We start from the raw sequence: 24,901 nt of genomic DNA, 5'->3' as shown, positions 1-24,901 counted from the left end.
CATGGGACTGACACGACGTGAAGCGCTGTCGAGCATTGCTGCCGTGGGCGGCGAGCAGGCAGTCAAGGATGCGCTGGCGGTATTGGGCCTGGGGCCGTCGTCACACCGTCGCCCGCAACCGCTGAAACTCAAGAGCGGCCTGGGGCAGGGCACCCGCGTGCTGGTACTGGGGGCCGGGATCGCGGGGCTGGTCACCGCCCTGGAACTGACCCGTGCCGGATTCGACGTGCAGGTGCTGGAAGCCCGTGAACGGGTGGGCGGCCGCACCTGGACGATCCGCAACGGCGACCGCGTGGACTACAAGGATGGCCGCACGCAGACCGCCGCGTTCGACCCAGGGCATTACTTCAATGCCGGTCCTGCGCGGATTCCCAGCCAGCACCGTACGCTCCTCGACTATTGCAGCGAGTTGGGTGTACCACTGGAGGTGCTGGTCAACAGCAGCCATGGCGCCCAGGTGCGGCCAGATGTAAGCAAGCCGGCGTTCAGCGTTGGCCAGGCGATCAACGATGCGCGCGGCCACCTTTCCGGCCTGCTGGCCAAAGCGGTGCAGCGCGATGCCCTCGACGATGTGTTGAGTGGTGAGGAACGCGCGCGGTTGCTGGCGTTCCTGCAAGTGTATGGCGACCTGTCCCAAGAACTGGCCTTCGAGGGCACGCTGCGTTCGGGGCACCTGGAATCGCCCGCGTACCCCGGGGCGTTGCCCGCCAGTCGCCGCCCGCTGGCCTTGGACCAGTTGCTGCACCCGGAGCTGTGGGGCGCGCTGCTGCACACCGAATTTCCGGAGTTCTGCGCCACCATGTTCCAGCCTGTGGGAGGCATGGACCGCATCACCGATGCCTTCTACCAGCGTGTCAGGGGCCACGTGCAGCTGGGCGCCCAGGTGCGGCAGATCCGCCAGTTGGAGGACGGCGTGGCGGTGACCTACCACGACACGCTCAGCGGCCGCGAACAGGTCGTACGCGCCGATTACCTGATCTCGACCCTGCCGCTGCCGCTGCTGGCCAAGCTCGACACTGATTTCAGCGACCCCATCAAGGCCGCCTTGCTCAGTACCCGCAACGACCAGGCCACCAAAGTTGCGTGGCAATCACCGCGCTTCTGGGAAACCGACTACCGCACTTACGGTGGCCTGTCGTGGATCGAACACCCGGCGCGCCTGTTGTGGTACCCGAGCAACGACCTCAACACCCGCGAAGGCCTGCTGGTGGCGGGCTACGTGACTGGGGAGGGCGCCGATGTATTTGGCGCGCAACCGCTCGACAAACAGTACGCCACCTCCAGGGAGGCGGTGGAGCTGTTGCATCCAGGCTATTCAAAACATCTGCGCCACCCTCTGGCGGTGTCCTGGGAACAGATCCCCTACAGCGAAGGCCCGTGGCTGCAGCGTGAACACTTCCCGGCCGACGCCAGCGCCTTGCTCGAAGCGGGTCACGGCCGGGTGTACTTCGCCGGCGACGGCCTGGTGCAAAGCGGCGTCGGCATCTGGCAGGAGTCGGCGGCCAATTCGGCGCGCCATGTGGTCGGGCAACTGGCCGAACGGGTTACTCAACAACGGCACAGCGCGGCACTGGCCGCCTCGTAAGGAGATGCATCATGAGCGACAGCATTCAACGTACCAGCGTCGGCGATTTCCCGATTTCGCAAACAGTCACCGTACCCGCATCCGCCAGCCTGATCTTCGTCAGCGGCACCTTGCCCGACCTGCATGACGCCAATGCTGCGGCGGGCACGCCGGCTGCCTATGGCAATACCGAAGTGCAGACGGTGTCGGTGTTCAACAAAATTCGCAAGATCCTGCGCCAGCAGGACCTGGACCTAGGGGATATCGTGCAGCTTCGGGTGTTCCTGGTCGGCGCCGAAGAGACCGGCGGCAAGCTGGATTTCGCCGGCTTGCAGGCGGGCTACACGCAGTTCTTTGGCACGCCGGCGCAGCCGAACAAACCGGCGCGCACGGCGTTGCAGGTGGTGGCGTTGCCGTTACCCGGCGCGCTGGTTGAAGTGGAGGCGATCGCGGCAAGAGCGGTGTGAGGCTCATCGGCTCTGTGCAATCACGCCGCTCATGTATTGGTTCAAATCGCGGAAGTCGTTAACCCTCCAAGCGAACGGCGGTAGTTTTACGCCGTTCTCACGCAACGTTCTTGGGATCAAGTCTCCATTGGGGCGCAGAATTATTGAAGAAACAATAACGCCTGGGTAATCACGCAAGCGTTTTTTGAACGCGGCTGTGGTCAGGTCAGGTGTTGGAGGGTTGCTCTTATTGGCCAAGGGGCCTGTGCCTTTGATATCTGCGCCGTGGCACATCGCACACCGTTGGGAAAAAAGGGTTTTGCCGTTGAGGTTATCCGCGAGGGACAGTGAGGGCAGGGTGAGCGACAAAATGCCGAACCAAGCGATAAGTACCCGTTTCATATCCATATGACCTCGTGGTTTGAACCAGATTTGGATCGAGGGACGCGCCTGATGCAAGCGCGTTAAGTGTGAAAAGTCGCCATTCTCCTTGTTGTGCCGCGACCGTGTCCAAAGCCGCTTCGACGGCCGGGGCGCGGTGCTGTCTATCGTTATGCTGATTGCGGATGTTTTTGTCTGTTTTAGATCAGTATTTTTAATAATTAGCATAGATCTACAAAGCCTTTCACAGGCCCCGCACGCGGGCATTAAGGTCGATCTCCCAAGGCCAGCGCTGCTGCCATCCACGAAGGAATACCTTGATGTCCACCTCACCCCGACAACTCAAGTTCGGCGCCATTCTCACTGGTGTCGGCACCGCACAAAACGAATGGCTGCACCCGCAGATCCCCGGCGATGCCAGTGTGGATATCGACTGGTATCGCGCCCAGGCCCAGCGAGCGGAAGCGGCCAAGTTCGACCTGGTGTTCATCGTCGACAGCCCCTATATCACTCCGGACTCCGCGCCGCACTTCCTCAACCGCCTGGAGCCGTTGACGCTGCTCTCGGCCATCGCCGGTGCCACTTCGAAGATCGGCCTGGTAGCGACACTCACCACGTCCTACACCGAACCTTTCAACGTGGCGCGGCAGTTCGCGTCCCTGGACCATATCAGCGGCGGCCGCGCCGGTTGGAACGTGGTGACCACTGGCCTGGAAGGTGCCGCGGGCAATTTTGGGCGTGAGCAGCATATCGATCACACCGAGCGCTATCGCCGGGCGGCCGAGCACCTCGAAGTGGTGCAGGGGTTGTGGGACTCCTACGAAGACGACGCCTTCGTGCGAGACAAGCAGAGCAAGGTGTTCCTTGACCCGCAACGCCAGCACCGCCTCGATCACCACGGCGAGTTTTTCTCCGTCACCGGGCCGCTGAATATTTCGCGTTCGGCCCAGGGCCAGCCGGTGATCTTTCAGGCGGGGATTTCCGAGTCTGGTCGCAGTCTGGCGGCGAAGTATGCCGAGGGGATTTTTGCCGGTGTGGGTAATTTCGAAGACGCCCAGGCGTATTACAGCGACATCAAGCAACGCACGACTGCCGCCGGGCGCAACCCTGATCACGTGACCATCCTGCCCGGTATCTCACCGATCATTGCCGACACCGACGAGCAAGCCCAGGCCATCGACCGCGAGCGCAATGGCGAGCTGGACCTGGACAAGGCGCTGGTGCAATTGGGGCGGCCGTTCAACTACCACGACTTCAGCCAGTACGCGCTGGATGAGCCGTTTCCTGAGCTGGGCGACCTGGGTAGCAATGGCTACCGCGGGCATGCGGAGAACATCAAGCATGTGGCCCGTACCCAAGGGTTGACCTTGCGCCAGGCAGCGTTGCGGTTTGCCAAGCCATTTTCCAGTTTCGTGGGCTCACCCCAGCGCGTGGCGGATGAGATCGAGCGTTGGTTTGTCGAGGGGGCGGTGGATGGGTTCAACATCCATGTAGGTGCGCCGGAGGATTTCGCGCGGTTTACTGATCAGGTGTTGCCGCTGCTGAGGGCGCGGGGGCTGTTTCGCCGTGAGTACAGCCACAGCACGTTGCGGGGGCATTTGGGATTGCCGGTGCCGGTGAATCGGCATACGGCGGCGCGTGCGCAGGCATGACGTGGGGTGGTGACTCTGCGTGCAGGTCACCTGATCCCACGCAGGCTTCAGGCAAAGCGGAACGATGCGCCATGGGCAGATGCCGGCAGGCGATCACTGCCATCGACGCTGAGTCGCGAGCGCAGCGTGCCGGTTTGCGCGGTGGTGCGGTACAGGCCACGCTTTTGCAGAGCCGGGATCACCAGCTCGACAAAGTCGTTCAGCGAGCCGGGGCTGATCAGCGGGTTGAGCATATAGCCGCTCGTACCGGAGATGCGTGCGTGTTCCTCGATCTTGTCGGCGATCTGTTCCGGCGTGCCGACCAGGATAAGGTCACTGCCCCGGGTGACATTCGCGAAGCGCTGGCGCACCTCGCCGGCGGTCAGCGGTTTGCCGCTGCCGTCGGGCTTCATCACGTAGGAGGTCATGCCTTCGGTGTGGGTCGACAGTGCTTCGTTGTCGGCGTAGCGGCTGATGTCGATACCGGTGTCGCCGGCATAGCTCACCAGCTGTGCCTGCAGGTGATAGTTGCTTTGCAGGCTGTCGTACTTTTTCTGCGCCTCGATGGCGGTGGCTGCGGTGACGATGCGCAGCACCGTCAGTGACTTCACGTCGGCAGCCTGGCGGCCTCGGGCTTCGGCCTGGCGCCAGATATCTTCCAGGCCCTGGCGGATTTCCAGCGGGTTGGACTTGGCGATAAACACCAGCTCCGCGTGCTTGGCTGCGAACTGCCGGCCGCGTGCCGACCAGCCCGCCTGGATCAGCAACGGTGTGCGCTGCGGCGATGGCGAGGTCAGGTGCGGCCCGGCTACCCGGTAATGCTCGCCCGCATGCAGGATCGGCCGCACGCGGGAACCGTCGGCGTAGGTGTGCGAACGTTTATCGGCGCGCACTGCGTCATCGGCCCAGCTGCCTTCCCAGAGCTTGTACACCACGTCGAGGAATTCTTCCGCGCGTTCGTAGCGGTCATCGTGCTTGATCATTTGCTCCAGGCCGAAATTGCGCGCTGCACTGGACAGGTACGAGGTGACGATGTTCCAGCCGATGCGGCCATCCGACAAATGATCCAGGGTGCTAAAACGCCGGGCATGGGTGAAAGGGTGTTCATAGGTGGTGGTGACGGTCACCCCGAAGGCGAGCTTTTCTGTCAGGGCCGCGAGGGCTGGAATAATTGTCAACGGATCGTTGGCCGGGGCTTCCACCGCCCATTTCAACGCCATCGCTTCAGAGCCGCCGAACACATCGTAAAAGCCCAGCACGTCGCCGAAAAACATCAGGTCGAGATTCGCTTCATCCGCCGTGCGGGCCAGGTTCGACCAGTACTTGAGGGTATTGATGCCCAGCCTTTCATCGGCGGGGTGGGTCCACAGGCTGGGCGCGCCGCCGCAGCCGACACTGGCTTGTTCATAGAGGCCGAATAACAGCGGGGTGGGATCGGACATGGTGCTTCCTGCGTGCAAATAGAAGAGGGCGACAGGCTATCGCCCGTGAAGGTAAGCCTTGCCGTAGTGGCGTTCCAGCCGCGCCTGGATCAATTCCAGGCCGATGGACAGCAGCCAGTAGATGACGGCGGCGGTGGTGAGCATTTCGATATAGCGGTAAGACGAACGGCCATAGGATTGGGCGAGGAACATCACTTCCCACACGCCCATCACCGAGACCAGGGACGAGTCCTTGAGCATCGAGATGAACTGGCTGGTGGTCGGTGGAATGATGGTACGCATGGCCTGGGGCAGTACGATCTGCCAGAACGTCACCGCGCGCCCCATCCCCAGTGCAGCGGCCGCATTACGCTGGCCCTGGGAAACCCCAAGGATGCCAGCACGGAAGATCTCACTCAGGTAGGCGCCGTAGTTCAGCGACAACGCAATGATGCCGGCACTGATCGCACCCGGTACCACGCCTAGCTGCGGCAGGCCGAGGTAGATCAGCAAGATCTGGATCAGCAGCGGCGTGCCGCGAAAGAACGAGGCGTAGAAACTGGCGATGCCGAACGCCACCGCGCTGCTCGACAGACGCGCGAGGGCGGTGGCGAAACCCAGGGCCACCGACAGCCAGATCGAACAGAAACACAGGAACAGCGTCAGTGCCGCGCCTTGCAGAAAGCCCTGGGGCGAGAGGTGCAGCCCCACCAGGTTCTGCCACTTGGCGGCGACGATCGCGAACTGGAGGTCGAAGCTCAGGAACATCGCGGTGAACAGGCACAGCATTACGCCCCAGGTCAGCCATAGTCGAACGCGGAACGACAGGAGGGTGCGCTTGACGGCGGGTGGTTTCACCGTCGTCGGTGGCGTAGGAAAGACACTCATTGGGTAATGTCTGAGCCGATCCATTTCTGCGAGATCTTCGCCAGCGTGCCGTCGCTTTTCAGCTCGGCCAGGATCTGGGTCAGCCTGGCATCCCATTGCGGATCACCCTTCTCGGTGGCGACCACGTTGGGCTCGGCGTACAGCACAGTGCCGGTGATCTTGAAGCGCGGGTCGTGGTCGATGCGTTCCTTGGCGGTGACCAGGTTGGTGACCATGGCATCCAGGCGCTTGCCGGCGCCCAGGGCAAGGTCCTGGAACGCAATGGTTTCGTTGTCGTAGGGCACGGCCTGTACGGCCTTGAACGGGTAGTCGATCGGCTTGCTGGCGCCTTCGATCACCAGGTCCTTGGCCAGGTACGCTTCGTAGGTGGAGGCGCTGCCCACGCCGACTTTTTTACCACTGAGGTCGGCGGCGGACTGGATCGAGTTGTCACTGGCATTCACCACGATCACCGCGGGCGAGGCGTAGTACTCAAACGGGAAGTTGAACACTTGGCCGCGCGCGGCGCTCGGGGTCATCGAGCAGATGCAGACGTCGTAGCGGCCATTCCAGCGGCCCGCGGCGATGACTTCCCAGGACGGGGTCTCCAGCTTGAGTTTCACGCCGAGTTTGTCCGCCACGGCCTTGGTCACATCGACGTCAAAACCGTCCAGTTGATTTTGCTCGTTGAGGAAGGAGAACGGTGGGTAGTTCTCCATCAGCACGCCGACCAATTGCTTGGATTGGGTGATGCGGTCCAGGGTCTGCCCGGCGAACACGGCCGGGGTTGCCAAAAGGAGGGTGGCGCTGAGGGCGGCGGCTGTGCGTAAGTTCATAAAAGCATCCAAGCGAGGTTTTTTATATTTAAACGCGATAAATGCATCAATGTTTAATGATATTAAACGCTGTAAACCGAAGTTTTGGTTATATGCTTTTGCTGCCGCAGGTCATGTTGCCGGGCCCGCAGACCCAGCCAGCCAGGTGCAGGCCCTTGAAAAGGAAAAGGCCGACGTACGCCGCGATCACGGCGACGATTCCAGTGGCGACATAGGGTTGTTTCAGGACTCATTTTCCAGGTGCAGCGCCTGTTGCTTGAGCTGGCGCTTGCGTTCAAAAGGCAGTTTTTCCTGGTCGCCGTAGGGCGCGCTGTACCAATTGCCGTAGGTCGGGTTGGGCAGCAGGAACCAGCGTTGCCCCAGCCACGCCAGGTACGGTGCGGCGGCCTTGCGCTGATCGGCCAGGGTGTTGTACTCGGCTTGCACCAAGTCACCGAAGGAGTCACCCGCCAGCATCAGTACACGGGCGTGGCTGGCCACCCATTGGCGACGGCACTGTTTGCCGTAGCCGGCGTGTTCGCAGTGACCGGTCGGGGTACTGGCGGCCAGCACCTGTTCGTTGCGCGCCACCGGGAAGCCGCGCAGGCGCAGGTTGTTGACCGTGGCCTGCACCTGGCTGTGTTCGCGGTTGGTGATGTAGTAGACGGTAATCCCTTTTGCATCAGCCGCCCGCAGGAACTCGACGGCGCCGGGCAGTGCCTGGGCCTTGGCCTGGTCGACCCAGGTGTTCCAGCGGTCGTAGGCGTACACCTGGTTATTGAGGATGTCCCGGGCGTTGAGCGGAACGTTGTCCAGCAGGGTTTCGTCGATATCCACCACGACCGCCGGCGGCAGGCCCGCAAGGTTGCGCGGCGGCAGGGGCATGGCGTCCCAGGTAGGGTCGGCCAGTGCGGTATCCAGTTGGCGCGTGGCGCTGGCGAACACCTGGCGATAAATCAGCTCGTGCTCGATGGATGTCTGGGTCCACAGCACCGCGTCCAGTTGGTCGTTGGCGGGCGGTTGCTGTTGGCAGCCCACCAGGGCGGTGGAGAGCAGGCACACACTGGTAAATATCAGGTTACGCATAAACACTCAGCCTCGGAAATTGACGGTGGCGGACAACCGCGCGGTGCGCGGCGTACCCAGGGACAGGGTGGCGCCTGCGGATTCTCACGTGGCGCCGCAAGCGTTTGTCGAACAGATTGTCGATGGTCAGGCGCAGCACAGTAGCGTAATCGCCGGCCTTGGTGGTGTCGCGGCCACCTGCATCGAGCACCGCATCGTCGTCGACCCTTGCCGTGGTTTCGTGGTTGGCTTATTTGCTGGCGCTGTAGTCTACCTTTGACCGAGTTTGGCAGTCAGAAACTGTTCAGCGCTAAGGCCGCCGCGCTTGGTTGGGAGATCAATCACACATCTGCTTTTTTGTGGGAGCTGGCTTGCCTGCGATGCAGGCACCTCGGTACATCAGCCACACCGAGCGTTGGGGCACGGGCGTTTTTGCTTACTGTTGCGCGCTGCAACGGTGAGCCTTCGTCAGGGTAGAACCCATGGCAGCCGTTACCGCAGCAACGGATGTGTACCCGGCATCTCAAGGCGAACACACCAAAGCCTGTCGCTCATAATTCAGCGCCTTGTTCTGCGCGGGCAACACATACGACGCGCTGCACCTGCGTTCCCCCCACTTGATGACCAATGTTCCCTGGTCTGCTTCCACCAACGCCAGCGCATTCCCGTTCGGGTCAGCAATCGCCAACTGCTTCCCCGTCGAGTCCTCCAACGAAGCCCCAAACCCCAGTGGCTTATGCTGGGCATCCATCAATTCGAACAGCACCCGCCGCCCGGTGGTACCGCTGTAACGCGCGACCACCACGGCGCCCCGGCGTGGCACCACTTGTTGAGTGGCGTTGGCGATTTCCACATCGCCGCCCAGGTCGCGGGTATCCAGGCTGACCCAATTGACCCGGTAGGGCTGCGCATTGGGGATCACCGCATAGCCGTTATAACCGGTCTCCACACCGCTGTAGCTGCTGATCTTCGCTCCGGAAATGCCCGGCACTTCGGCCAGTGCGAACGTCTCACTGACGGTCTGCCCCAGGTTGATCCCGCCGCCATGGGCCACCACGGAACCTGCGAGGTTGACGTTCTGCGAGTTGTAGCCCTGGCCCTGGCTGTAGCCAAGGCTGACATCCGCCACCGAGGTGCGGCTGTTGATGTTCACCGAGCCGGAATCGCCGCTGGTGTCGCTGTGGCCGGCCTGTACCGAATAGAACGTGTCGCTGGCATCGGCGACGTAGCCATTGATGCCCGCCTGGGTGGTGGTGTTGCCGCGCTGGTGGCTGGTGGTGACAAACGCGCGGGGCGCTCGGGCCTGGCTGCCCAGCGGGAAGGAGACCGAGAGGTTCACCTGGGTGTCGCTGCTCGGTTCGCCCCAGGTGACGATCTGCTTGGTACGCGTCACGCCGAGGTTGTAGCTCAGGTTGCCCCAGTTGCTGGTGTAGCCAGCGGAAAAACTCTGCGAGCCGCCGCGATTCCAGTAACGCTGGTCGCTGGCGTTCACATACACGCTGCCGAACGCGCTGTTGCGGCCGATACTCTGGTTGATGGTCAGGTCGGTGCGGGTTTTCGAATGGCCGCTGCGCACGCGGATGCTGTCGCTGATGTCTTCGACATGGTCGTTGAAGCTGCGATAACCCTCGGTGGAGTAGCGATAGGCGGCCAGGGTAAAGTTGGTATCGGTGCCGGCAAAGGTCTTGGCATACAGCGCACGCACGCTACTGCCCTGGGTGGTTTGCCCCTGGGCCTTGCTCGATGAGTGGGTCACATCCAGCGACACTGCGCCCAACGAGGTGTTGCGGCCGGCGCCGAGGGACAGCGCGCTGTAGTCGTCGCTGGCTTGCACGCCGACGATGCCACTGAGGTTGCTGGTCAAGCCATACGCCAGGGTGCCGCTCAGGAAGCGCGGGGTCGCCAGGCCGTCGGTGTTGCTGTTGAAACGGCCCGCCGAGACGCTGTACTTCACCTGCCCCTCACGCACCATGATCGGCAAGCTGGAGAACGCCTGCATCGTCACACGGCGGGTGCCGTCGGCCTCGATCACGGTGACCTGCAAGTCACCGTTGGAGCCGCTGGGGTAGATATCGTTGATCTCGAACGGCCCCGGTGCGACGTTCGCGGTGTAGAGGATGTAGTCGTTCTGGCGGATCTCCACCGTCGCGTTGGTCTGCGCCACACCGCGGATCACCGGCGCATAGCCACGCTCGCTGTCGGCACGCATGCCTTCGTCAGAGGCCAGTTTCACGCCGCGGTAGCGCACGCTGTCGAACAGGTCGGTGTCGGAAAAGATCTCACCGGCGCTGAACTGGCCCTTGATAGCGGTCACGTCATGCTGCACATAGGTGCGGTTGCTCGTGTAGGTGTTCGAGCGCCCGGTACCGCCGCTCAGGTTCGACTCGTTGCGCAGGCGCCAGGCGCCCAGGTTGATGCCGTTGCGCAGGCCGAGGTTATTGGCGATGCGCGTGTTGTAGTCGCCGGCGGTGCGGCTGCTGTTGAGCTGATAGTTGATGAAGGCGGCGGGCACGCCTTCGTCCCACAACTGCGGGTCGACGTAGCCGCGCAGGCCTCGCTGCATGGCCACCTGCGGAATACTCGCCAACAGGCGCAGGCGGCTGCTGTCATAGCGCACGGTGGCGTCTTCGATCAGCTCCGCCAGCGGGTAGCATTCCTGTGGATGCTGCGGGTCGAGTTTGCCCTGGGCCTCCAGGCGGGCCATGTCGATGCCCAATTGCTTGAGCAGATCGAGGGTCAGGCAGGCTTCGACCCGACCGTTTTGCGGGTTGCGCTTGAAGTCGATGTCGCGCCGGCCCACCAGCACTTCGTTGCTGTACAGGTCCACGCGGTAGTTGCCGGGCAACACGCTGTTGGCCGAGAGCAATTGCTGCAGGTCGACCGATGACTGCGAGCCCTGCAGGAACGTGGTATTGAAGGTCTCCGCGACCTCGTCAGCCATGGCCCAGGCGGGCAGGCTGGCGGCGATCGCCAGCGACAGCGTCTTTAACTTCAGTGCGCCACGCGCGGACCTGTTGCTGGAAAGAAAAGACATGCGAAGACCTGTGGCATCCCTGGTTGGCGAGCAAGCGTGAGCCTGAGGCGAAGTGCTCAGGGTTTGCGGCGTGATTCACTGGCGTGTGTGGTGCCGCCTGCCAGGGCGGCGGTGTAGTGGTTCTGGGCGCCGTAGTCGTTGATGCTGGAGAACGACAACTGCATCGCGCCGCTGGGCGCCAGGCCCTTGAGCGGGAACTGTTTTTCCTCGCCAGGGGCGACCATGGTGGAGTCGCTGGCCAGTTGTTCCTGCACTTTGATGTCGGCCATGGACACGTGGTACAGCGTCGGGTTTTTCACCGTCAGCACGCTCTGCGCACCGTGCCTGGCCAGTGTCCACTCAAGTTGGGCAGGGGCCTGCAACGCACTGCCGGTTAAGCCCGCAGGGCGGAAAAAAATCTTGATGCGTTGGCGGATGGCCAACTGCAAGGTGTTCTCGGCTTCACTGGCCTTGGGGATCTCCTGCACATTCAGCCATACCACTGACTCGCGGTCGGTGGGCATGCCAGTGCCTTCGTACAAGATGCGCAGCAGTTGTTGTTCCTTGGCGAACACGCGTGCCAGCGGCGGGGTGACGGCAAACGGCGCGCGGCTGCCGCTGGAGTCGTTGCGGTCGACCCAGGACTGGATCAGCACGTCCTGGTTACCGTTGCGCACGGTGATATTGGCTTCCTTGTGCTCGCCATCGAACACGATGCGGGTGGCATTCAATGAAATACTGGCGGCGGCCTGGGCAGCCATGAGCATGCCCAGCAGGCCGAAGCCTACGGCAATAGAACGAGGCAGCATGAGGTTTGTCCGGTGTCATCAGAAGGGGGAATGGCGAGGCCGCAAGGCCTCGCGCGCACGGTGCACAGCGCCGCGTTTACTCGTATTGCAGGATGAACGGCAGGGTGGCGTCACCGCGACCGGCCGTCGATGCACCGGCGGCACCGGTGGTGACGTAGGCAGCGGCGAAGCTCAAGGTGGCGTCGCCGCCTTCGGTGCCCTGGCCGTGCATGGTGCTTTCGATGCGTGCGGTGGCTGGCGAGCTGAGGTCGATCAGCGTGCCTTTGCTGTCGAGCAGGGCGATACCGACGTTTTGCGCGGTGGCCGAACCCGGGTTCAGGGCCAGGACGTTCTTGCCGGTCACCAGGCCCGAGCCGCCGTTGTTGGCGTCAAAGATCATCGCGACCTTGGTGCCCTGGTTGCAGTTGACGTTCAGGTTGAAGTCTTTGGCGGTTACGCGACCTGCGGTTGGGTTTTCCGCAGTGCCCATGTCCTTGATCGAGACGTTGCCCATGTCGACCGAAATGGTGCGGTCGGAGTTGGCGCCGTCTACCGAGCAAGCATCGTTGTTGATGACGCCGGTGAAGGTGATTTTGCCGCTGCCGCCCAGCGTCGGCGTCGGAGCTGCAGTCTCTTCGGCGAATGCGCTGCCGGAGGCGCAGAGAATGGCCGAGGCGATAACAGCCAGGGAAAACTTCTTCATGATGATGTCCATAAGTGTGAATTGGAAAGTGCGGTTTCTGAACTGCCAGGAAATAGTAAGAGGCGAGGGCAGTCAGGCAAATAAGACGATTCTTATAAGCGCCGCAGCGAGCGGTCTAGTTGCACTTATGGACGGTTTTTAGCCGGAAAAAAAAGGCTCAAGCCATTGTCCCTGAATGGCTTTTAAGTTACCGCTTAGTTGAAAATGTTACGCGCCAGGCAATAGGCAAGAAGATCCTGGTCACTGCTGACTTCAAGTTTGCGCATGGCCGATATTTTTTGCGCGCTGATGGTTTTTGAACTTCGGTTCTGGCTGCGCGCAATATCGCTGACACTCATGCCGGAGATAAACAGGCGCAGGATTTCAAACTCCTTGGGTGACAAGGTCGAGAAGCGCTCGTCGATGGCCGTGAGGGTCTCGATCACGGAGGTCTTGGCCGGCTCCAGGCTGCGGTAGGCACTGTGTTGGGCGATCGCCTTGAGCGCCAGTTGGATCTCGGTGTGCAACTGGCTTTTCTGGATGATGCCGACCACACCCAGTTCCTGCAGGCGGGTGAGGATCAGGTGGTTGGAGATCATCGTCAGGATCAGGATCTGCACCTGCGGGAAATGCCGTTTCAGGTACTCCACCAGTTTCAGGCCGTCGCCGTAGGGCGAGTCGCCGGGCATGTTGTAGTCGGTGATCACGATGTCGGCGCCCTGGCGCTGCAACAACTCGATCAAGCCCGCCGAACAGACCGCCTCGCCGACCACCTGAAAGCGTGTGTCACGCTCCACCAGTTCGCGTACCCCGAGCAGCACGATCGGGTGATCGTCCGCGATTACCACGTTGAATGTTTTCATAAAGGGCCGTCCGTAATGCCAGTTCAAGTGAGTGAAGTGTGTCCGGGCTGGAGCGTGTCCAGCACCGCAGACAGACGCTGCATTACAGCCTTCACCCTGAGTGCCAGCGCGGTGTCGAGGCTGCCACGGTTCAGCGCGCTTTCCAGTTCGATACAGTCTTGGGCCAGGTTGAGGGCCTGCACGGCGCCGAGGGCGCCGGCGACCGAATGCAGCAGTTGGCCGAGGCCGCGTGCGTCACGCTGTTCCAGCGCCGCGCCGATGCGCTGCAAGTCGTGCTGCACGCTGCTGATGAACAGCGGACGCATTTTGTCCGACATCTGCACGGTGTCGCGGCAGGTTTCGGCGAGTGGTTCGGGGCGTGGCTCGAGCGCAGGCTTGACCTTGCACAGCTTGACCAGTTGCGCACGCAAGGTTTGCAGGCTCAAGGGTTTGACGATCCAGGCATTCATGCCCACCGCCAGGCAGCGCACGCCTTCTTCGCGCATGGCGTTGGCGGTGACGCCGATGATCGGCAAGCCCGGATCATGGGCACGTAGCGTGCGGGCCAGGTCATAGCCATTCATCAGCGGCATGTTCACGTCAGTCAGCACCAGGTCGAACGCCTGCGGTTGCCACAGGTGCAGCGCCTGTTCGCCGTTGGCGGCAACGGTCACCGAGCAGCCCAGCGCCTCCAGTTGTTCCTTGATGATGGCCTGGTTGATCGGGTTGTCCTCCGCCACCAGGATGCTCAGTCCCAAGTGCCCGGCGCTCTGCGTCTGGGCGGCTGGCGGTGGCTCCTGTTTGCCGTGCTGGGCCAGGGACACGGTGGCAGCGATACTGCGCACATCGTGCAGATCCACGCGCCAGCCCTGGTCGGTATGCAGCGGCGGGCTATGGGCGCCCGGCAGGCACACCACGCGCGGGCCGGCCCAGGGTTGGGCGAGCTCGCCGGGGAGTGCATCCAATAGCACCGCGTGGCGGTTGTCCTGTTCCTGCCCGTTCGCCGCCAGTGCCGCGCTGATGCCCAGGCGGTTGAGCCAGTCACACAGCGACTGGGCCAGCTCGCGCACCGGCGCCTGCACGTACACCGGCGTCGGGCTGGGATCGATCAGCGGCAGGTGAGTCAGGGTGCCGCTGCTCAGGGGCAGGCGCATCTTCAAGGTGAAGCTGCTGCCCAGGCCCGGCTCGCTGACCACTTTGATCTCGCCCTCCATCATCTGCGCCAGCCACCGGCAGATCGGCAGGCCCAGGCCGGCACCGCCTTCACCTGCAGTGTCCGGTGCCTGGTAGAACAGGTCGAACAACTTGGCTTGCTGCGCTTCGGGAATGCCCACGCCGGAGTCGGTGACCTGCCATTCCAGGTCAACGTGTTCGCTGTCCAGTGCCTTGACCCGGGCGCGAATCACCACGCGGCCGATGTCCGTGAACTTGATGGCGTTGCTCACCAGGTTGTTGAGAATCTGGCGGATACGCATCGGGTCGCCCATCACGCAGTCGGGCAGTTGCGGGTCGATGCAACTGTAGAGCTGCAAGCCTTTGCGCTGGGCGAAGGCGGCGTAGGTGTGCAGCGTGTCTTCGAGCATGTCCAGCGGGCAGAACTCGGCCGTTTCGATCGCCATTTGCCCGGACTCGATCTTCGACACGTCCAGCACATCGCTGATCAGCTGGAACAGCGTGGCGGAGGAGCGCTGGATGGTGTGGAGGTAGGTTTTCTGGTGCGGGTCCAGGTCGGTCAGGCCGAGCAGTTCAAGGGTGCCGAGTACCCCATACAGTGGGGTGCGGATTTCATGGCTCATGGTCGCCAGGAACAGCGTCTTGGCTTCATTGGCGGCGTCGGCAGCGTGGCGAGCATCATCCAGCGCCTGGGCATCCTCGATATGCCGGGTAATATCGTTGAAGGCGTACAGGCGTACGTCTTCAGCCTGATAACGCGTGGACACGAACCCGACCTGCAGGTGCCGGCCCTCGATCTCCAGATGGGTTTCGCCGCTCTCGGCGCCCTCGTGCACGCCGGCCAGGGCGGCCACCAGGCGCGCAGTGCCCGGCCATTCCTGGGCGCGCTGGTTCTCGATCAACACCTTGGCGTCGCTGCGCCTTACCACGCATAACCCGGTGGGGGCGGTGTCGATGATGACCCGGCTGAACGCCACGCTTTCGGCAATGCGTTCGTGGGCCAGGCGTGCCGGCGCAATCACCTGGAGCCGGTACCAGCGGCTGCCGGCCCAACCGAGGGTCAGCAGGCTGCCGAAGAACAGCGCCAGGCTGCTCAGCGGCCACAAGGCCGAATGGAAGAAGTGCGAATAATTCAGGCCATAGACCGCACTCCAAGGCTGGTCCCCGGCCTGGGTTATCTTGAATTCGAAGCCGTCCAGCGTGAAGTGCACGCCGTCGCTGAGCGGTGTGGCTGCGTCCGGCCCGACCAGCCGGCTGCCGTCGGGCGCGATCAGGGTAAAGCGGTCAAACGCCGAGTGTTCCAGGGCGCGCTGCACGTCGTCGACCCGCGCCAGGTCCAGCAGGGTGCCCACCACCGCCTGGGCCGTGCCTTCGAGCGGCAGGCCGATGTAGGCCAGCAAGTGGTCGGGGGCGGGGCCGGCCTGCCAGTACACGCGATCCTGCTCCAGGGGCTGCGGCGTCTCTTTGAGGGTTTGCTGCACCGCGTTGACCAGGGCTACAAGGTTACCGGTGTCCTCTGTGCTTTCCCGACGCTGGTAGCCCACGGATGGGACGGTGATGGCGTAGTTCGTCTGGCGGTCGAGCAGGAAGGTTTGCGGCGCCTCGTAAGGGGATGAGGACCAGAAGGCGCTGTAGTAGCTGGTCAGGTGCGCACCCAGGGCGAATATCTGCGGCCTGGCGGCGGCGCCGACCTGCTGTTCATCGAACGTGACGCTGAACGGGACCGAATACGAGTACTTCTGCCCTTCATACAGGGTGCGGCGGTTTTCGAGCATGCGGCTCTTGAGGCTGACCTGAACGTTGGTTTCACGCAACAATTCGGCCTGGATCCCCGGGTGGCTCAGGCTCTTGAGGTACGACTGCTGTTCCTGGAGGTTTTCCATCAGGCGCGCGAAATGAAAGCGCGTGGCGCCGTAGCGGGTCTCGACCCCCCGTTGCAGGGACCAGTAATTGGTAAGGACCAGCAGCAACGCGATCCCTATCAGCACCATCAGGCCTATATTCAAGCGCAGGGAGCTGCGGGTAAAGGCTTCGAGGATCGCGTTGTTGTGCTTCATCATGGGTTTCCGCAGGCGCAGGACACATCGGCACTGGATTGAGCTTAGTCCTATATTGGACGCATCATCCGTGGCCGGTTCCTAGTGAGATGTCGCGGGGCCATCATTGTTCAGTAGTTGTTGAAATTGTTCCGAAGAAACCGCGTGGGAAATCAGGAAACCCTGCACCTGGTTGCAGTCGATCTTGCGCAACAGCGCCAGTTGCTGGGGCGTCTCCACGCCTTCGGCGACCACGGTCAGGCCGAGTTTTCGCCCCAGCGCGATGATACTGGCGAGGGCCTGGGCGATGCCCTCGTTGTCATGGCTGCCCTGCACCAGTGCCTGGTCGATCTTGAGTTCTGTGAAGGGCGTGGACACCAGGTTCAGGTACGAGCTGTAGCCTTTGCCGAAATCGTCCTGGGACAACCCGAAGCCTTTGATGCGCAGGCGGCAGGCGCCTGCGTAGAAGTTGCTGATGTCCTGGGGCACCGAGCACTCCATCAACTCGAAGCAGATCATCCCGGGGATGCCATCGTGGTGCAGCACGAACTCCAGCAGGCGGTCGGCCAGGTCGTGGCTGTTGAGCAGGTGCGTGGGCAGGTTGATCGCCACCGGGATTTCATAGCCACGCTGGCGCCAGCGTTCTTGGGCGTGGATGGCCTGCTTGAGCACCACCCACAACAGGCGCTCTTCCAGTTCGAACGCCTTGATGGCCGGTAGGAATGCAGCGGGCAGCATCACGCCTTGCTCGGGGTGCATCCAGCGCACCAGCGCTTCGGCGGCGACGATGCGGCCGTTGGCCAGGGACTTCTTCGGCTGGAACCACGCCTGGAACTGGCCGTTGCCCATGGCCTGGATCAGCGTGTGACGGTCGATGTCCAGGTGTTCGGGCAATGCGGGGGAGGGGCTGCGTACGCGGTTGCGCAATTGGTCCACCAGGCTGCGCAAGGCGTCGGCGGCGACCGGCTTGGAAATCAGCCCGATCACCTCCACGTCGAGGTTCTTCGCCACCAGGCTGGCGGCCATCAGCATGCGGCGTGACGCGGCGCTCATGATCGCCAGTGCCGGCTTGCAGCGCAGGCTGGCCAGGCACTGGATAAATTGCACGCCGTCCATGCCGGGCATCAGCAGGTCGGTCAGTACCAGGTCGAAATCACGCTGGCGTAGCCGCTCCAGCGCTTGTTTGCCATCTTCGGCGGTTTCGAGCATGAAATCCCCTAACTCACTGAGCAGGTGCTGCAGGTAGATGTGCTGCAGGGGATGGTCCTCAACGATCAGAATACTAAGGGGCTTCATGGGTGATCCGTGCATAAGGCGCCAGGGAGTTGAATAGAGCCCGCAACGCAAAGGGTTTGACCAGGCAATGGTTCATGCCGGCGGCCAGGCACAGGTCGGCCTCGCCGCGCATGGCGTTGGCGGTGGCCCCGATTATTGGCAACGGGCAGTCCTGGCGCCGCAGTTCGCGCGCCAGTTCATAACCGTTGATGTGGGGCATGTTCACGTCCGTCAGCACCACGTCGAATTGGCCGGCGGCGTACAGCTGCAACGCTTCCTGGCCATCGGCCGCCAGCTCCACGGTGCAGCCGAGTTCCTCGAGCTGGTCGCGCAGAATCAGCTGGTTGATGATGTTGTCCTCGGCCACCAGCAGGTGCAGGTTGAGCTTCTTCAGGTCGCGCTGGCGCGTTTGCTCATCGGCGCGTGCCACCCACAGGCCCTGGGCCTGGCTGACCGCCTGGTGAATCGCACCCAGGTGGTTGAGGTTGACATGCCACGCGCCAGCTTCGGCTTCGAGGGCGTTACAGGCGTTGCTGCTGACATGGATCACCGGCCCCGGCCAGTCGGGCACCAGCAACGGGTCGACGCTGCCGGGGTGCAATTGCAGCAGCAGATGGCTTTCCGGCAGGGTCGGCAGGCCGGTCTGGGCCCGAGCGCCCCAGCGACGCAACCAGCCGCTGATGGAGTGCGCCAGTTCCGGGATCGGCGATGCCACGTAGATGGTCTCGGCCAGCAGTGGGGTCATTGGCGCGGTGGGGGCTTCTTCCAGCGGCAGGGTCAAGCTGAAACTGCTGCCCAGGCCCAGTTCGCTGACCATGCGGATATGGCCGTTCATCAACTGGGTCAGGCGCTGGCAGATCGGTAGCCCCAAGCCGGTGCCGGCAACCACGTTGGTGTTGCCTTCGCTCTGGTAGAACGGCTCGAAAATCAGCGCCTGGTCTTCCTGGGTAATGCCCTTGCCGGTGTCCGAGACCTGCCACAACAGGCTGGAGCGTTCGCCATCGCGGCCGAGGACCTTGACCCGCAGCACCACGCGCCCGTAGTCGGTAAACTTCACCGCGTTGTTAAGCAGGTTGTTGAGGATCTGGCGAATACGCGTCACATCGCCGATCAGGCGTTCCGGCAACTTGGGGTCGAAGCAGGCATACAGTTGCAGGCCCTTGCCCTGGGCGGCGGCCGCGTAGCCCTGGATGATCTCGTGCACCAGGTCCAGCGGTGAGAACTCGCTCAATTCCAGGGCCAACTGGCCGGCCTCGATCTTCGACACGTCCAGCACGTCGCAGATCAGTTGCAACAAGGTCGAGGATGAACCCTCGATGGCGTGCAAGTAGTCTTTTTGCTGGGCATCCAGTTGCGTGCGTGCCAGCAGTTCCAGGGTGCCGAGCACGCCATACAGCGGCGTGCGGATTTCATGGCTCATGGTGGCCAGGAACAAGGTTTTTGCGGCGTTGGCCGCGTCCGCAGAGTGCCGCGCTTCTTCCAGTGCCGCCTCGACCTGCTTGCGTGCACTGATATCGCTGAAGGCGCAAAACAGCACATCCTCGCCTTTGTAGCGGGTCGGCGCGCTGCTCAGGTACAGGTGGCGGCCGTCGATGGTCTCGAAGTAGTCGCTGCGTTCCGACGGCCCGTCGGCAAACGCCTGCTCGATCCAGCCGGCCCGCAAGCTCTCGCGCTCCGGGCCGTGGCCGAGCCATTGCTGGGCCAGGGTGTTTTCCAGCACCACCTGGCCATCGGTACGCCGCAGCACGCACAGGGCGACGGGTGCGGTCTGGATCACGTCGCGGCCGAACGCTTCGCTTTCGATCAGCGCCTGGATGCGGTGGATCGACGGAATGATGAAACGCTGGTCGACGCGCCTCATCACCAGCCAGATCAGCGTCAGGCTGAACAGGCAGAACAGCAGGGAACCGAGCAACTGCTTCCACAGGCCGGTGACCACGGCGCGCAGGTCGATGGAGTACATCAGTTGCCAGTCCGAGGATTTCAGGTGCTTGCGGATCACCAGGTGATCGGGCAGCCAACCGCTGCCGACAAACCCGAAAAAACTCTCTTCCCCGGGCCGCGGGTGTTGTTGGCTCAACTGCGCATTGTCGCTGTTGGTGAACACCAGCATGCCCTGGGAGTTGAGCATCATGAACTCGCCGGCACTCTGGTCGCTGAGGGTGGAGGACACTTCGCGGCTCTCCATTTCCAGGCCGAGCCAGCCGGAGTCGGGATCGCGATCATCCAGGCGGATGAAGATGTACAGGTGCGAGTGGTGTTCGGTGCGGTCACTCAGCCACAGCTCGTTGAGGGTGGCCGGGTCACTGTGCTGCAGGGCCTTGAGGCGGTTGAGCATGCACTTGGAAATCGGCAGCACCTGCGCGGTGGCATCGTACAAGCGCGTCACTTGGGGCGTCATCTGGGGGGTGTTGCCGGCGTTCACGTAAAGCAGGTTGAGCTGCTTGGCCTTGAGGTAGTCGCGCAGGCGCGTGGTCAGCCAGATGCTCCACTGGTTGCTCGGTGTATCGCCCAGTTGCAGGTGCTGCTCTTCCGGGGAAAACGTGTTTGCCGGGGCCTTTGAGGGCCGGCGTACCGCGGACAGGCTGAGGCTTTCGAGCAAGGCCTGGCGGTTGGTGAAAAAGGTGTGGGCTTCGGCGATGGCGCTGCTCATGTAGCCGCGGCGCTGGGAAATATCGTTGTTGAAGGTGGACAGCAGGAAGGTATAGACCCCGCTGAGGATGCCGATCAGCAGTACGGTCGCAAAAATACGAAGCAGCCTTCTGGCTGCTTCGGGTCGGGAGAGGACGGGGTTGATCTGGAGCAGATAACTTTTCAATCGCATCGGCGCACTTTAAATAGCGACGTGCACCGCGGGCATAAGACGATCCTTAAAAGCCGTCTATTTGTAATACATATCTACCACCACGGCGGCGTCGAATGCCCCCGGCAGCGGCAGGGTGCGCCATTTCAGGTCGGCGCGGAATTCGTCGTGGCTCTGGCCCAGCCCCATGAGTTCCTGCAGGGTGAACCAGTTGTTGAACGGCAATTGTTGCTGGCTCTCGGCGCGGGACAGCGAGATGCCCACCGAGCTGTTGTTGTCCGGCACCAGCAATCCATTGATCACGCTGCCGCCGCCCGCGGTGGTGGCGAAGCGCGCGCTGACGGTGTAGGGCGTGTCGCAGCCTTTGCGCAGGTTCAGGCTGAAGTTCGCGGTGCTGGCGACTTCACCGACCGCAGCCTTGCGTGACGGCGTGGGGAAGTTGACCACGCTGGGGGTGATGGTCAGCTCCGGCGTGCACGGCACGAAACGGATGCCGTTCATGCCAGTGACCACGTAGTTGAAGTTGCTGTTGGGGCGTGAGTTGAGCCCACGCACGCCGTCCAGTTGGAACACGCGGTACGAGGTCAATGTACTGGCCTGGCCGCTTGGGGGCGTGGGGTCGTATTTCTCGATGAACACGCTGAAGTTGAGGGTGAAACGCGCCTTGTCCCAGCCGATGCAGTTGGAGGTGCAGCCTCGGTCGGAAAAGAACCCGGTGCCGACCTTGCCGGTACTTTGGGTAATGGGCTGGTTGTTGTAGCGGATGCCCACGCGAATGCCGGTGCCGATGCTCACGTTGGCCGGGTTGACGTAGAAATATATTTCCTCGCGGCCGTAGTTGTAGTCGTCTTTGCAGATCACATTGGTGGAGCGTGGGCCGGACTCCCAGATGATGCTGCCGTTGGGGGCATCGGCCGCCACCGCCAGCGCGGTGCCCAGGGCCTCCTGGGTGATGATCGAGTTGGTGCCGTCCTCGCGGCAGGCCAGCGCATGGCTGGTAGCGGGCAGGGCGGCGCAGGCCCACAGCAACATGGGTAGAAGTCGTTTGGTGAGTGACATAGGTGCATATTCCCCGCGGTCTATCACTTGAGCGCCGCGCTGTGGCGGGCCTGCAAGCCGATATCGGTGATTTCGGTGAAGTGGAGTGTGGTGCCTTTGGGCAAGGGGCTGGGCGCGTCGAGGGTCTTGCGCTCATGGGGTTCGAGCAGCAGGTAATCGCTGAGCGCCTGGTCGTCTGTTTGCACATTGATCAGCGACAGGTGGAACGCGCTGGGGTTGCTGACCGTGACGCTGTGCCCGTCGGTGTTCCATTCCAACTGCTGCACCGCTTCGGCCGAACCGCCCTCGAGCGTGGGCGGCCGATAGAACAGCTTGAGCCGTTGGCGTATCGCAAACTGCACGCTGTTGGGGTCTTCCGGCTTGAGTGGGATCTCCATGATGTTCAGCCAGAACAACGACTCGCGGTCCACGGGCAAGCCTTCCCCCGCATACAGGATGCGCAGGCGATGATGCTCGCCGGCAGCCAGTTGCACCAACGGCTCGGTCGCGGCAAACGGCACCTCGCGCCCGGCGGATTCGTTTTCCCCGCTGATCCAGGTTTGCACCACGACTTCACGCGGTGCCTGGTTGACCACATTGATACCGGCGGCCTTGTCCTGGCCGAAATAGATAAGGCGCGTGCCTTCGATCTGCAGCGCGGCGTCGGCGGGCGGAGGCGCGAGGGCGAACAGCCCACCGGCCAGCAGCACCATTCTGAGTAGAAACATGAACACAGGTGAATTCCATGGGGCGTTGATAGGGACGCACGCCATGGTAGGGCGCGGGCGGTGCGAGGGCTTTGAGGCGATTCTTAAAAGTGCGCCACTGCCCCCGGATACCGTTTCAGAATCGCCTTAAAGTCATGTTTGGCCCTGACCGTTACCGTGATCGACGCTGATGCCCAACTGTCAGGTTTACCCTATGTCCAATAAAGCGTTACGCCTGCTGATTGCCGATGCCGACCTTTTGCAACGGATCAAGATCGAGAAAATGCTCAACCAACTGGGCTACTACCGCATCGCCCCACTGAGTTCGTTCGACGAGTTGCAGGCGTTGACGCGTTCCGAGGGCGTGGCATTCGACCTGTTGATCATCGACACCGCGCTGGTGCGTTCACGACAGGTGAACCTGCTGAAGTATTGCCACGACAACCCGCTGATACGCCACACGCTGATCTACGACGGGCACTGTGCGCAGAGTTCGCTGGTGTCGGTGTCAGTGAGCCAGACGTTGCACTTGTCGCTGTCGCAGTCGCCGGACTTCAACTCGTTGCGTCGCTGCATGGAAATCGTCGATCCCCTGCAGAATCTGCCGACCCTTGAGCGCCCGGTACTGCGCGCGGTGGATACGGAGGGAGCGGCGCCCCGCGCGAGCAAGGTGTCGATTGCTAAGCGCGCCATTTGCCAGGGGGACCCGGCGGTGTTCGCCTGTGCGATTGGCCTATCGCCCAAGCGGTAACCGCCGGGTGAGGCGTCAGCCGTGCCAGACCGGCTGGGTGGCGCCTATCGCCCAGTGAGGGCGGCCAGGGCTCAGGCACACACCGCCGACCCAGCGTTCATGGCTGGCATGCTCAAGCCAATACGCATCGCCGCTCAGCACCTGATACCCCAAGGGCGTCAGCGCCAACTCACGGCGGGGCCAGTCCCGGTCCACCTGTGTCTCGATCAGCAAGGGCTGCTTGCCGTCGATCAACGGCCGCATCAGCGCATGAAACATCATGTCCCCCAGAAACGGCAGTGGTTCGCGCTTGCTCATCAACTCGGCGAACACCCGACCAAACGGCACGAGGCCGGCTTCGGCAATGTAGGTCAGTGCCAGGCGTTCGGTGAGCGATAAACCGTCGCGAATGCCCGGCAGTTCCTGCAATTGGCGCAACAGCGCGGGGGCCAGCAGAGGCAGCGCCGAATGTGTGCCGTGGGCCAGCTGCGCCAGGCTTTCTGGTGACGATGCGCAATACGCCGCCCAGGCCCGCTTGGCCAAGTGCACCGCGTCGTCGTCGATCAGCCGTCGTTGCGGCCAGAGCCAGGCCAGCAGGTCGGGCGCCAGTTGGCCAATGCCGATAAAGCGTTCCACACCGGGAATGCGGTCCACCTCGATCAGCTCCAGTGTGCGGGGGGCTTGCTCAAGACCCGCAAGTGCACGCATCAGGAACAGTTGGTCATAGGCATCCGCTTCGCACCACAGCACGCTGTGATCGGCGTCGGCCAAGGCTTCGAGCTGGTCATATTCATCGGCGACGCGGCGCGCTACCTGTGCTTCGTCCAGGGCGAAGGCCTGGCTGATAAATGCGCTGCGCATTGCTCGGAATGCGGCGCTGGGCACATCGCGAACCGGGCCCATGCACAGGGGGTCGGTGAGCATCTGAAAACGTCCCTTGAACCCCGCGACCTGCAGGCTGTGGGCAATGTCATTGCCGCAGCGCCAATGGGTGGTGCGCGCTTCATCGCTGGCGGCGAAGTCGGGGTGGTTCGCGGCGAAGGCGATGGCATCGACATGGGCCTTGAGCCTGGGCCAACTGCTGAAACCCAGCTGCTTGGCGATCGCCCATTGTGCCTGGGACAGGGTTGCGTTCGGGTCTTGGGTTTTCAGGTGTGGCAGCAATTCCTTGGCGCGCTTGCGCTGTTGCTCAAGGTTGAGGCGGCCATCGGTGTTGATGTGTCGGGACATACGATCTCCTTGCACAAACCTGTTCCGCTTCAAGGTTGGGAGTCGTAGAAAATGAGGGTGGTGCAGTGTCTTGGGCGCAGCCCTTTCCGCGGAAGGTGGCGTAGAGAGCGCCAGGCGGGAAATATAGGCAGTGCGGCGCTCGATTGCAAATCAGCCTTGCACGTCCGGCTTGCGGTCAATCCAGTGGGTCTTTATACCCTTGGCCCATGCCACCGTGTAGAAACAGCTCAGCAGCACGATCCCCCATTGCTCGGCATTGATCGATGACCAAAACCAGAACGGCTGTCCCGCCATACCGAACAGACAGGCATAGCGGCGCACCTTCAAGCGCTTGCTCTGGCTGAACCAGATAGCGACGACGCCGAGGGCGGCGATCATGATTTGGGCGATCACG

Annotated in this window: 20 protein-coding genes; 4 read left to right on the top strand and 16 right to left on the bottom strand. The window is 62.5% G+C overall.

All coding sequences use genetic code 11. The annotated features are described in order from the left end of the window. The first annotated feature begins 1 nt into the window (after nucleotide 1). Nucleotides 2-1,585, top strand: coding sequence for an FAD-dependent oxidoreductase (locus CQ002_RS23075; protein ID WP_034107461.1), 1,584 nt, complete (start codon nucleotides 2-4; stop codon nucleotides 1,583-1,585). Between the two features lie 11 nt (nucleotides 1,586-1,596). After that, nucleotides 1,597-2,031: a RidA family protein gene (locus CQ002_RS23070; RefSeq protein ID WP_105162556.1), complete on the top strand. Its 435-nt coding sequence runs from the start codon at nucleotides 1,597-1,599 to the stop codon at nucleotides 2,029-2,031. A 3-nt stretch (nucleotides 2,032-2,034) separates the two neighbouring features. On the opposite strand, the gene CQ002_RS23065 is transcribed toward CQ002_RS23070, so the two are convergent. Then, nucleotides 2,035-2,412, bottom strand: a complete 378-nt coding sequence (locus tag CQ002_RS23065; RefSeq protein WP_081327175.1) for a cytochrome c — start codon at nucleotides 2,410-2,412, stop codon at nucleotides 2,035-2,037. Nucleotides 2,413-2,711: 299 nt separating this feature from the next. Between CQ002_RS23065 and CQ002_RS23060 the strand changes: the two genes are divergently transcribed. Then, entirely contained in the window at nucleotides 2,712-4,043 is a 1,332-nt protein-coding gene (locus CQ002_RS23060) for an LLM class flavin-dependent oxidoreductase (protein ID WP_034107458.1), read from the top strand. 47 nt (nucleotides 4,044-4,090) lie between these two features. Here the strand turns inward: CQ002_RS23060 and CQ002_RS23055 are convergent, their stop codons facing one another. From CQ002_RS23055 to CQ002_RS22990, 13 genes are all read right to left on the bottom strand, one after another. Further along, nucleotides 4,091-5,464, bottom strand: a complete 1,374-nt coding sequence (locus tag CQ002_RS23055; protein ID WP_034107457.1) for an LLM class flavin-dependent oxidoreductase — start codon at nucleotides 5,462-5,464, stop codon at nucleotides 4,091-4,093. Between the two features lie 36 nt (nucleotides 5,465-5,500). After that, complete coding sequence (locus tag CQ002_RS23050) at nucleotides 5,501-6,331, bottom strand: amino acid ABC transporter permease (protein ID WP_105162555.1); 831 nt, start codon at nucleotides 6,329-6,331, stop codon at nucleotides 5,501-5,503. Further along, nucleotides 6,328-7,146: a transporter substrate-binding domain-containing protein gene (locus CQ002_RS23045; RefSeq protein WP_105162554.1), complete on the bottom strand. Its 819-nt coding sequence runs from the start codon at nucleotides 7,144-7,146 to the stop codon at nucleotides 6,328-6,330. Before CQ002_RS23045 ends, CQ002_RS23050 begins: the two co-directional genes overlap by 4 nt. 222 nt (nucleotides 7,147-7,368) lie before the next feature. After that, a complete protein-coding gene (locus CQ002_RS23040) occupies nucleotides 7,369-8,211 on the bottom strand; it encodes a 5'-nucleotidase, lipoprotein e(P4) family (RefSeq protein WP_105162553.1) in 843 nt (280 codons plus the stop codon). A gap of 502 nt (nucleotides 8,212-8,713) precedes the next feature. Continuing rightward, entirely contained in the window at nucleotides 8,714-11,224 is a 2,511-nt protein-coding gene (locus CQ002_RS23030; RefSeq protein WP_105162552.1) for a fimbria/pilus outer membrane usher protein, read from the bottom strand. A 56-nt stretch (nucleotides 11,225-11,280) separates the two neighbouring features. Next, entirely contained in the window at nucleotides 11,281-12,012 is a 732-nt protein-coding gene (locus tag CQ002_RS23025) for a molecular chaperone (RefSeq protein ID WP_034107446.1), read from the bottom strand. A 76-nt stretch (nucleotides 12,013-12,088) separates the two neighbouring features. Then, on the bottom strand, nucleotides 12,089-12,694 hold the full coding sequence (locus CQ002_RS23020) for a fimbrial protein (protein ID WP_034107444.1): 606 nt from the start codon (nucleotides 12,692-12,694) through the stop codon (nucleotides 12,089-12,091). Nucleotides 12,695-12,888: 194 nt separating this feature from the next. After that, on the bottom strand, nucleotides 12,889-13,536 hold the full coding sequence (locus CQ002_RS23015) for a response regulator (RefSeq protein ID WP_034107442.1): 648 nt from the start codon (nucleotides 13,534-13,536) through the stop codon (nucleotides 12,889-12,891). 23 nt (nucleotides 13,537-13,559) lie between these two features. After that, nucleotides 13,560-16,745, bottom strand: coding sequence for a hybrid sensor histidine kinase/response regulator (locus CQ002_RS23010; RefSeq protein WP_105162551.1), 3,186 nt, complete (start codon nucleotides 16,743-16,745; stop codon nucleotides 13,560-13,562). 81 nt (nucleotides 16,746-16,826) lie between these two features. Beyond that, nucleotides 16,827-18,020: an EAL domain-containing protein gene (locus CQ002_RS23005; protein ID WP_034107438.1), complete on the bottom strand. Its 1,194-nt coding sequence runs from the start codon at nucleotides 18,018-18,020 to the stop codon at nucleotides 16,827-16,829. Then, the gene (locus CQ002_RS23000) at nucleotides 18,007-20,823 is read right to left on the bottom strand and encodes an ATP-binding protein (protein WP_034107436.1); all 2,817 of its coding nucleotides are present in this window, start codon (nucleotides 20,821-20,823) and stop codon (nucleotides 18,007-18,009) included. Before CQ002_RS23000 ends, CQ002_RS23005 begins: the two co-directional genes overlap by 14 nt. Nucleotides 20,824-20,880: 57 nt before the next feature. Beyond that, nucleotides 20,881-21,861 carry a fimbrial protein gene (locus CQ002_RS22995; RefSeq protein WP_034107434.1) on the bottom strand — a complete coding sequence of 327 codons (981 nt, stop codon included), beginning with the start codon at nucleotides 21,859-21,861 and terminating at the stop codon, nucleotides 20,881-20,883. Between the two features lie 23 nt (nucleotides 21,862-21,884). After that, nucleotides 21,885-22,568, bottom strand: coding sequence for a molecular chaperone (locus CQ002_RS22990; protein ID WP_234010336.1), 684 nt, complete (start codon nucleotides 22,566-22,568; stop codon nucleotides 21,885-21,887). A 193-nt stretch (nucleotides 22,569-22,761) separates the two neighbouring features. On the opposite strand from CQ002_RS22990, the gene CQ002_RS22985 reads away from it, so the two are divergent. Beyond that, nucleotides 22,762-23,298, top strand: a complete 537-nt coding sequence (locus CQ002_RS22985) for a hypothetical protein (protein WP_034107432.1) — start codon at nucleotides 22,762-22,764, stop codon at nucleotides 23,296-23,298. 15 nt (nucleotides 23,299-23,313) lie between these two features. Here the strand turns inward: CQ002_RS22985 and CQ002_RS22980 are convergent, their stop codons facing one another. After that, nucleotides 23,314-24,507, bottom strand: a complete 1,194-nt coding sequence (locus tag CQ002_RS22980) for a DUF1835 domain-containing protein (protein WP_105162549.1) — start codon at nucleotides 24,505-24,507, stop codon at nucleotides 23,314-23,316. 150 nt (nucleotides 24,508-24,657) lie between these two features. Continuing rightward, a complete protein-coding gene (locus tag CQ002_RS22975; RefSeq protein ID WP_052211128.1) occupies nucleotides 24,658-24,900 on the bottom strand; it encodes a hypothetical protein in 243 nt (80 codons plus the stop codon). Nucleotide 24,901: the final 1 nt, after the last annotated feature.

The organism is Pseudomonas sp. MYb13 (genome assembly GCF_002980075.1).
GTDB lineage: Bacteria > Pseudomonadota > Gammaproteobacteria > Pseudomonadales > Pseudomonadaceae > Aquipseudomonas > Aquipseudomonas lurida.
The sequence above is the reverse complement of the archived record's forward strand: the minus strand, read 5'-3'. Positions and strand labels throughout refer to the sequence as shown.

Coding starts and splice junctions, on each gene's coding strand:
- CQ002_RS23020 (WP_034107444.1), bottom strand. CDS start 12,694: ATGAAGAAGTTTTCCCTGGCTGTTATCGCCTCGGCCATTCTCTGCGCC.
- CQ002_RS22985 (WP_034107432.1), top strand. CDS start 22,762: ATGTCCAATAAAGCGTTACGCCTGCTGATTGCCGATGCCGACCTTTTG.
- CQ002_RS23025 (WP_034107446.1), bottom strand. CDS start 12,012: ATGCTGCCTCGTTCTATTGCCGTAGGCTTCGGCCTGCTGGGCATGCTC.
- CQ002_RS22995 (WP_034107434.1), bottom strand. CDS start 21,861: ATGTCACTCACCAAACGACTTCTACCCATGTTGCTGTGGGCCTGCGCC.
- CQ002_RS23000 (WP_034107436.1), bottom strand. CDS start 20,823: ATGCGATTGAAAAGTTATCTGCTCCAGATCAACCCCGTCCTCTCCCGA.
- CQ002_RS23040 (WP_105162553.1), bottom strand. CDS start 8,211: ATGCGTAACCTGATATTTACCAGTGTGTGCCTGCTCTCCACCGCCCTG.
- CQ002_RS23070 (WP_105162556.1), top strand. CDS start 1,597: ATGAGCGACAGCATTCAACGTACCAGCGTCGGCGATTTCCCGATTTCG.
- CQ002_RS23055 (WP_034107457.1), bottom strand. CDS start 5,464: ATGTCCGATCCCACCCCGCTGTTATTCGGCCTCTATGAACAAGCCAGT.
- CQ002_RS23030 (WP_105162552.1), bottom strand. CDS start 11,224: ATGTCTTTTCTTTCCAGCAACAGGTCCGCGCGTGGCGCACTGAAGTTA.
- CQ002_RS22980 (WP_105162549.1), bottom strand. CDS start 24,507: ATGTCCCGACACATCAACACCGATGGCCGCCTCAACCTTGAGCAACAG.
- CQ002_RS23050 (WP_105162555.1), bottom strand. CDS start 6,331: ATGAGTGTCTTTCCTACGCCACCGACGACGGTGAAACCACCCGCCGTC.
- CQ002_RS23065 (WP_081327175.1), bottom strand. CDS start 2,412: ATGAAACGGGTACTTATCGCTTGGTTCGGCATTTTGTCGCTCACCCTG.
- CQ002_RS22990 (WP_234010336.1), bottom strand. CDS start 22,568: ATGTTTCTACTCAGAATGGTGCTGCTGGCCGGTGGGCTGTTCGCCCTC.
- CQ002_RS23060 (WP_034107458.1), top strand. CDS start 2,712: ATGTCCACCTCACCCCGACAACTCAAGTTCGGCGCCATTCTCACTGGT.
- CQ002_RS23075 (WP_034107461.1), top strand. CDS start 2: ATGGGACTGACACGACGTGAAGCGCTGTCGAGCATTGCTGCCGTGGGC.
- CQ002_RS23010 (WP_105162551.1), bottom strand. CDS start 16,745: ATGAAGCACAACAACGCGATCCTCGAAGCCTTTACCCGCAGCTCCCTG.
- CQ002_RS23045 (WP_105162554.1), bottom strand. CDS start 7,146: ATGAACTTACGCACAGCCGCCGCCCTCAGCGCCACCCTCCTTTTGGCA.
- CQ002_RS23005 (WP_034107438.1), bottom strand. CDS start 18,020: ATGAAGCCCCTTAGTATTCTGATCGTTGAGGACCATCCCCTGCAGCAC.
- CQ002_RS23015 (WP_034107442.1), bottom strand. CDS start 13,536: ATGAAAACATTCAACGTGGTAATCGCGGACGATCACCCGATCGTGCTG.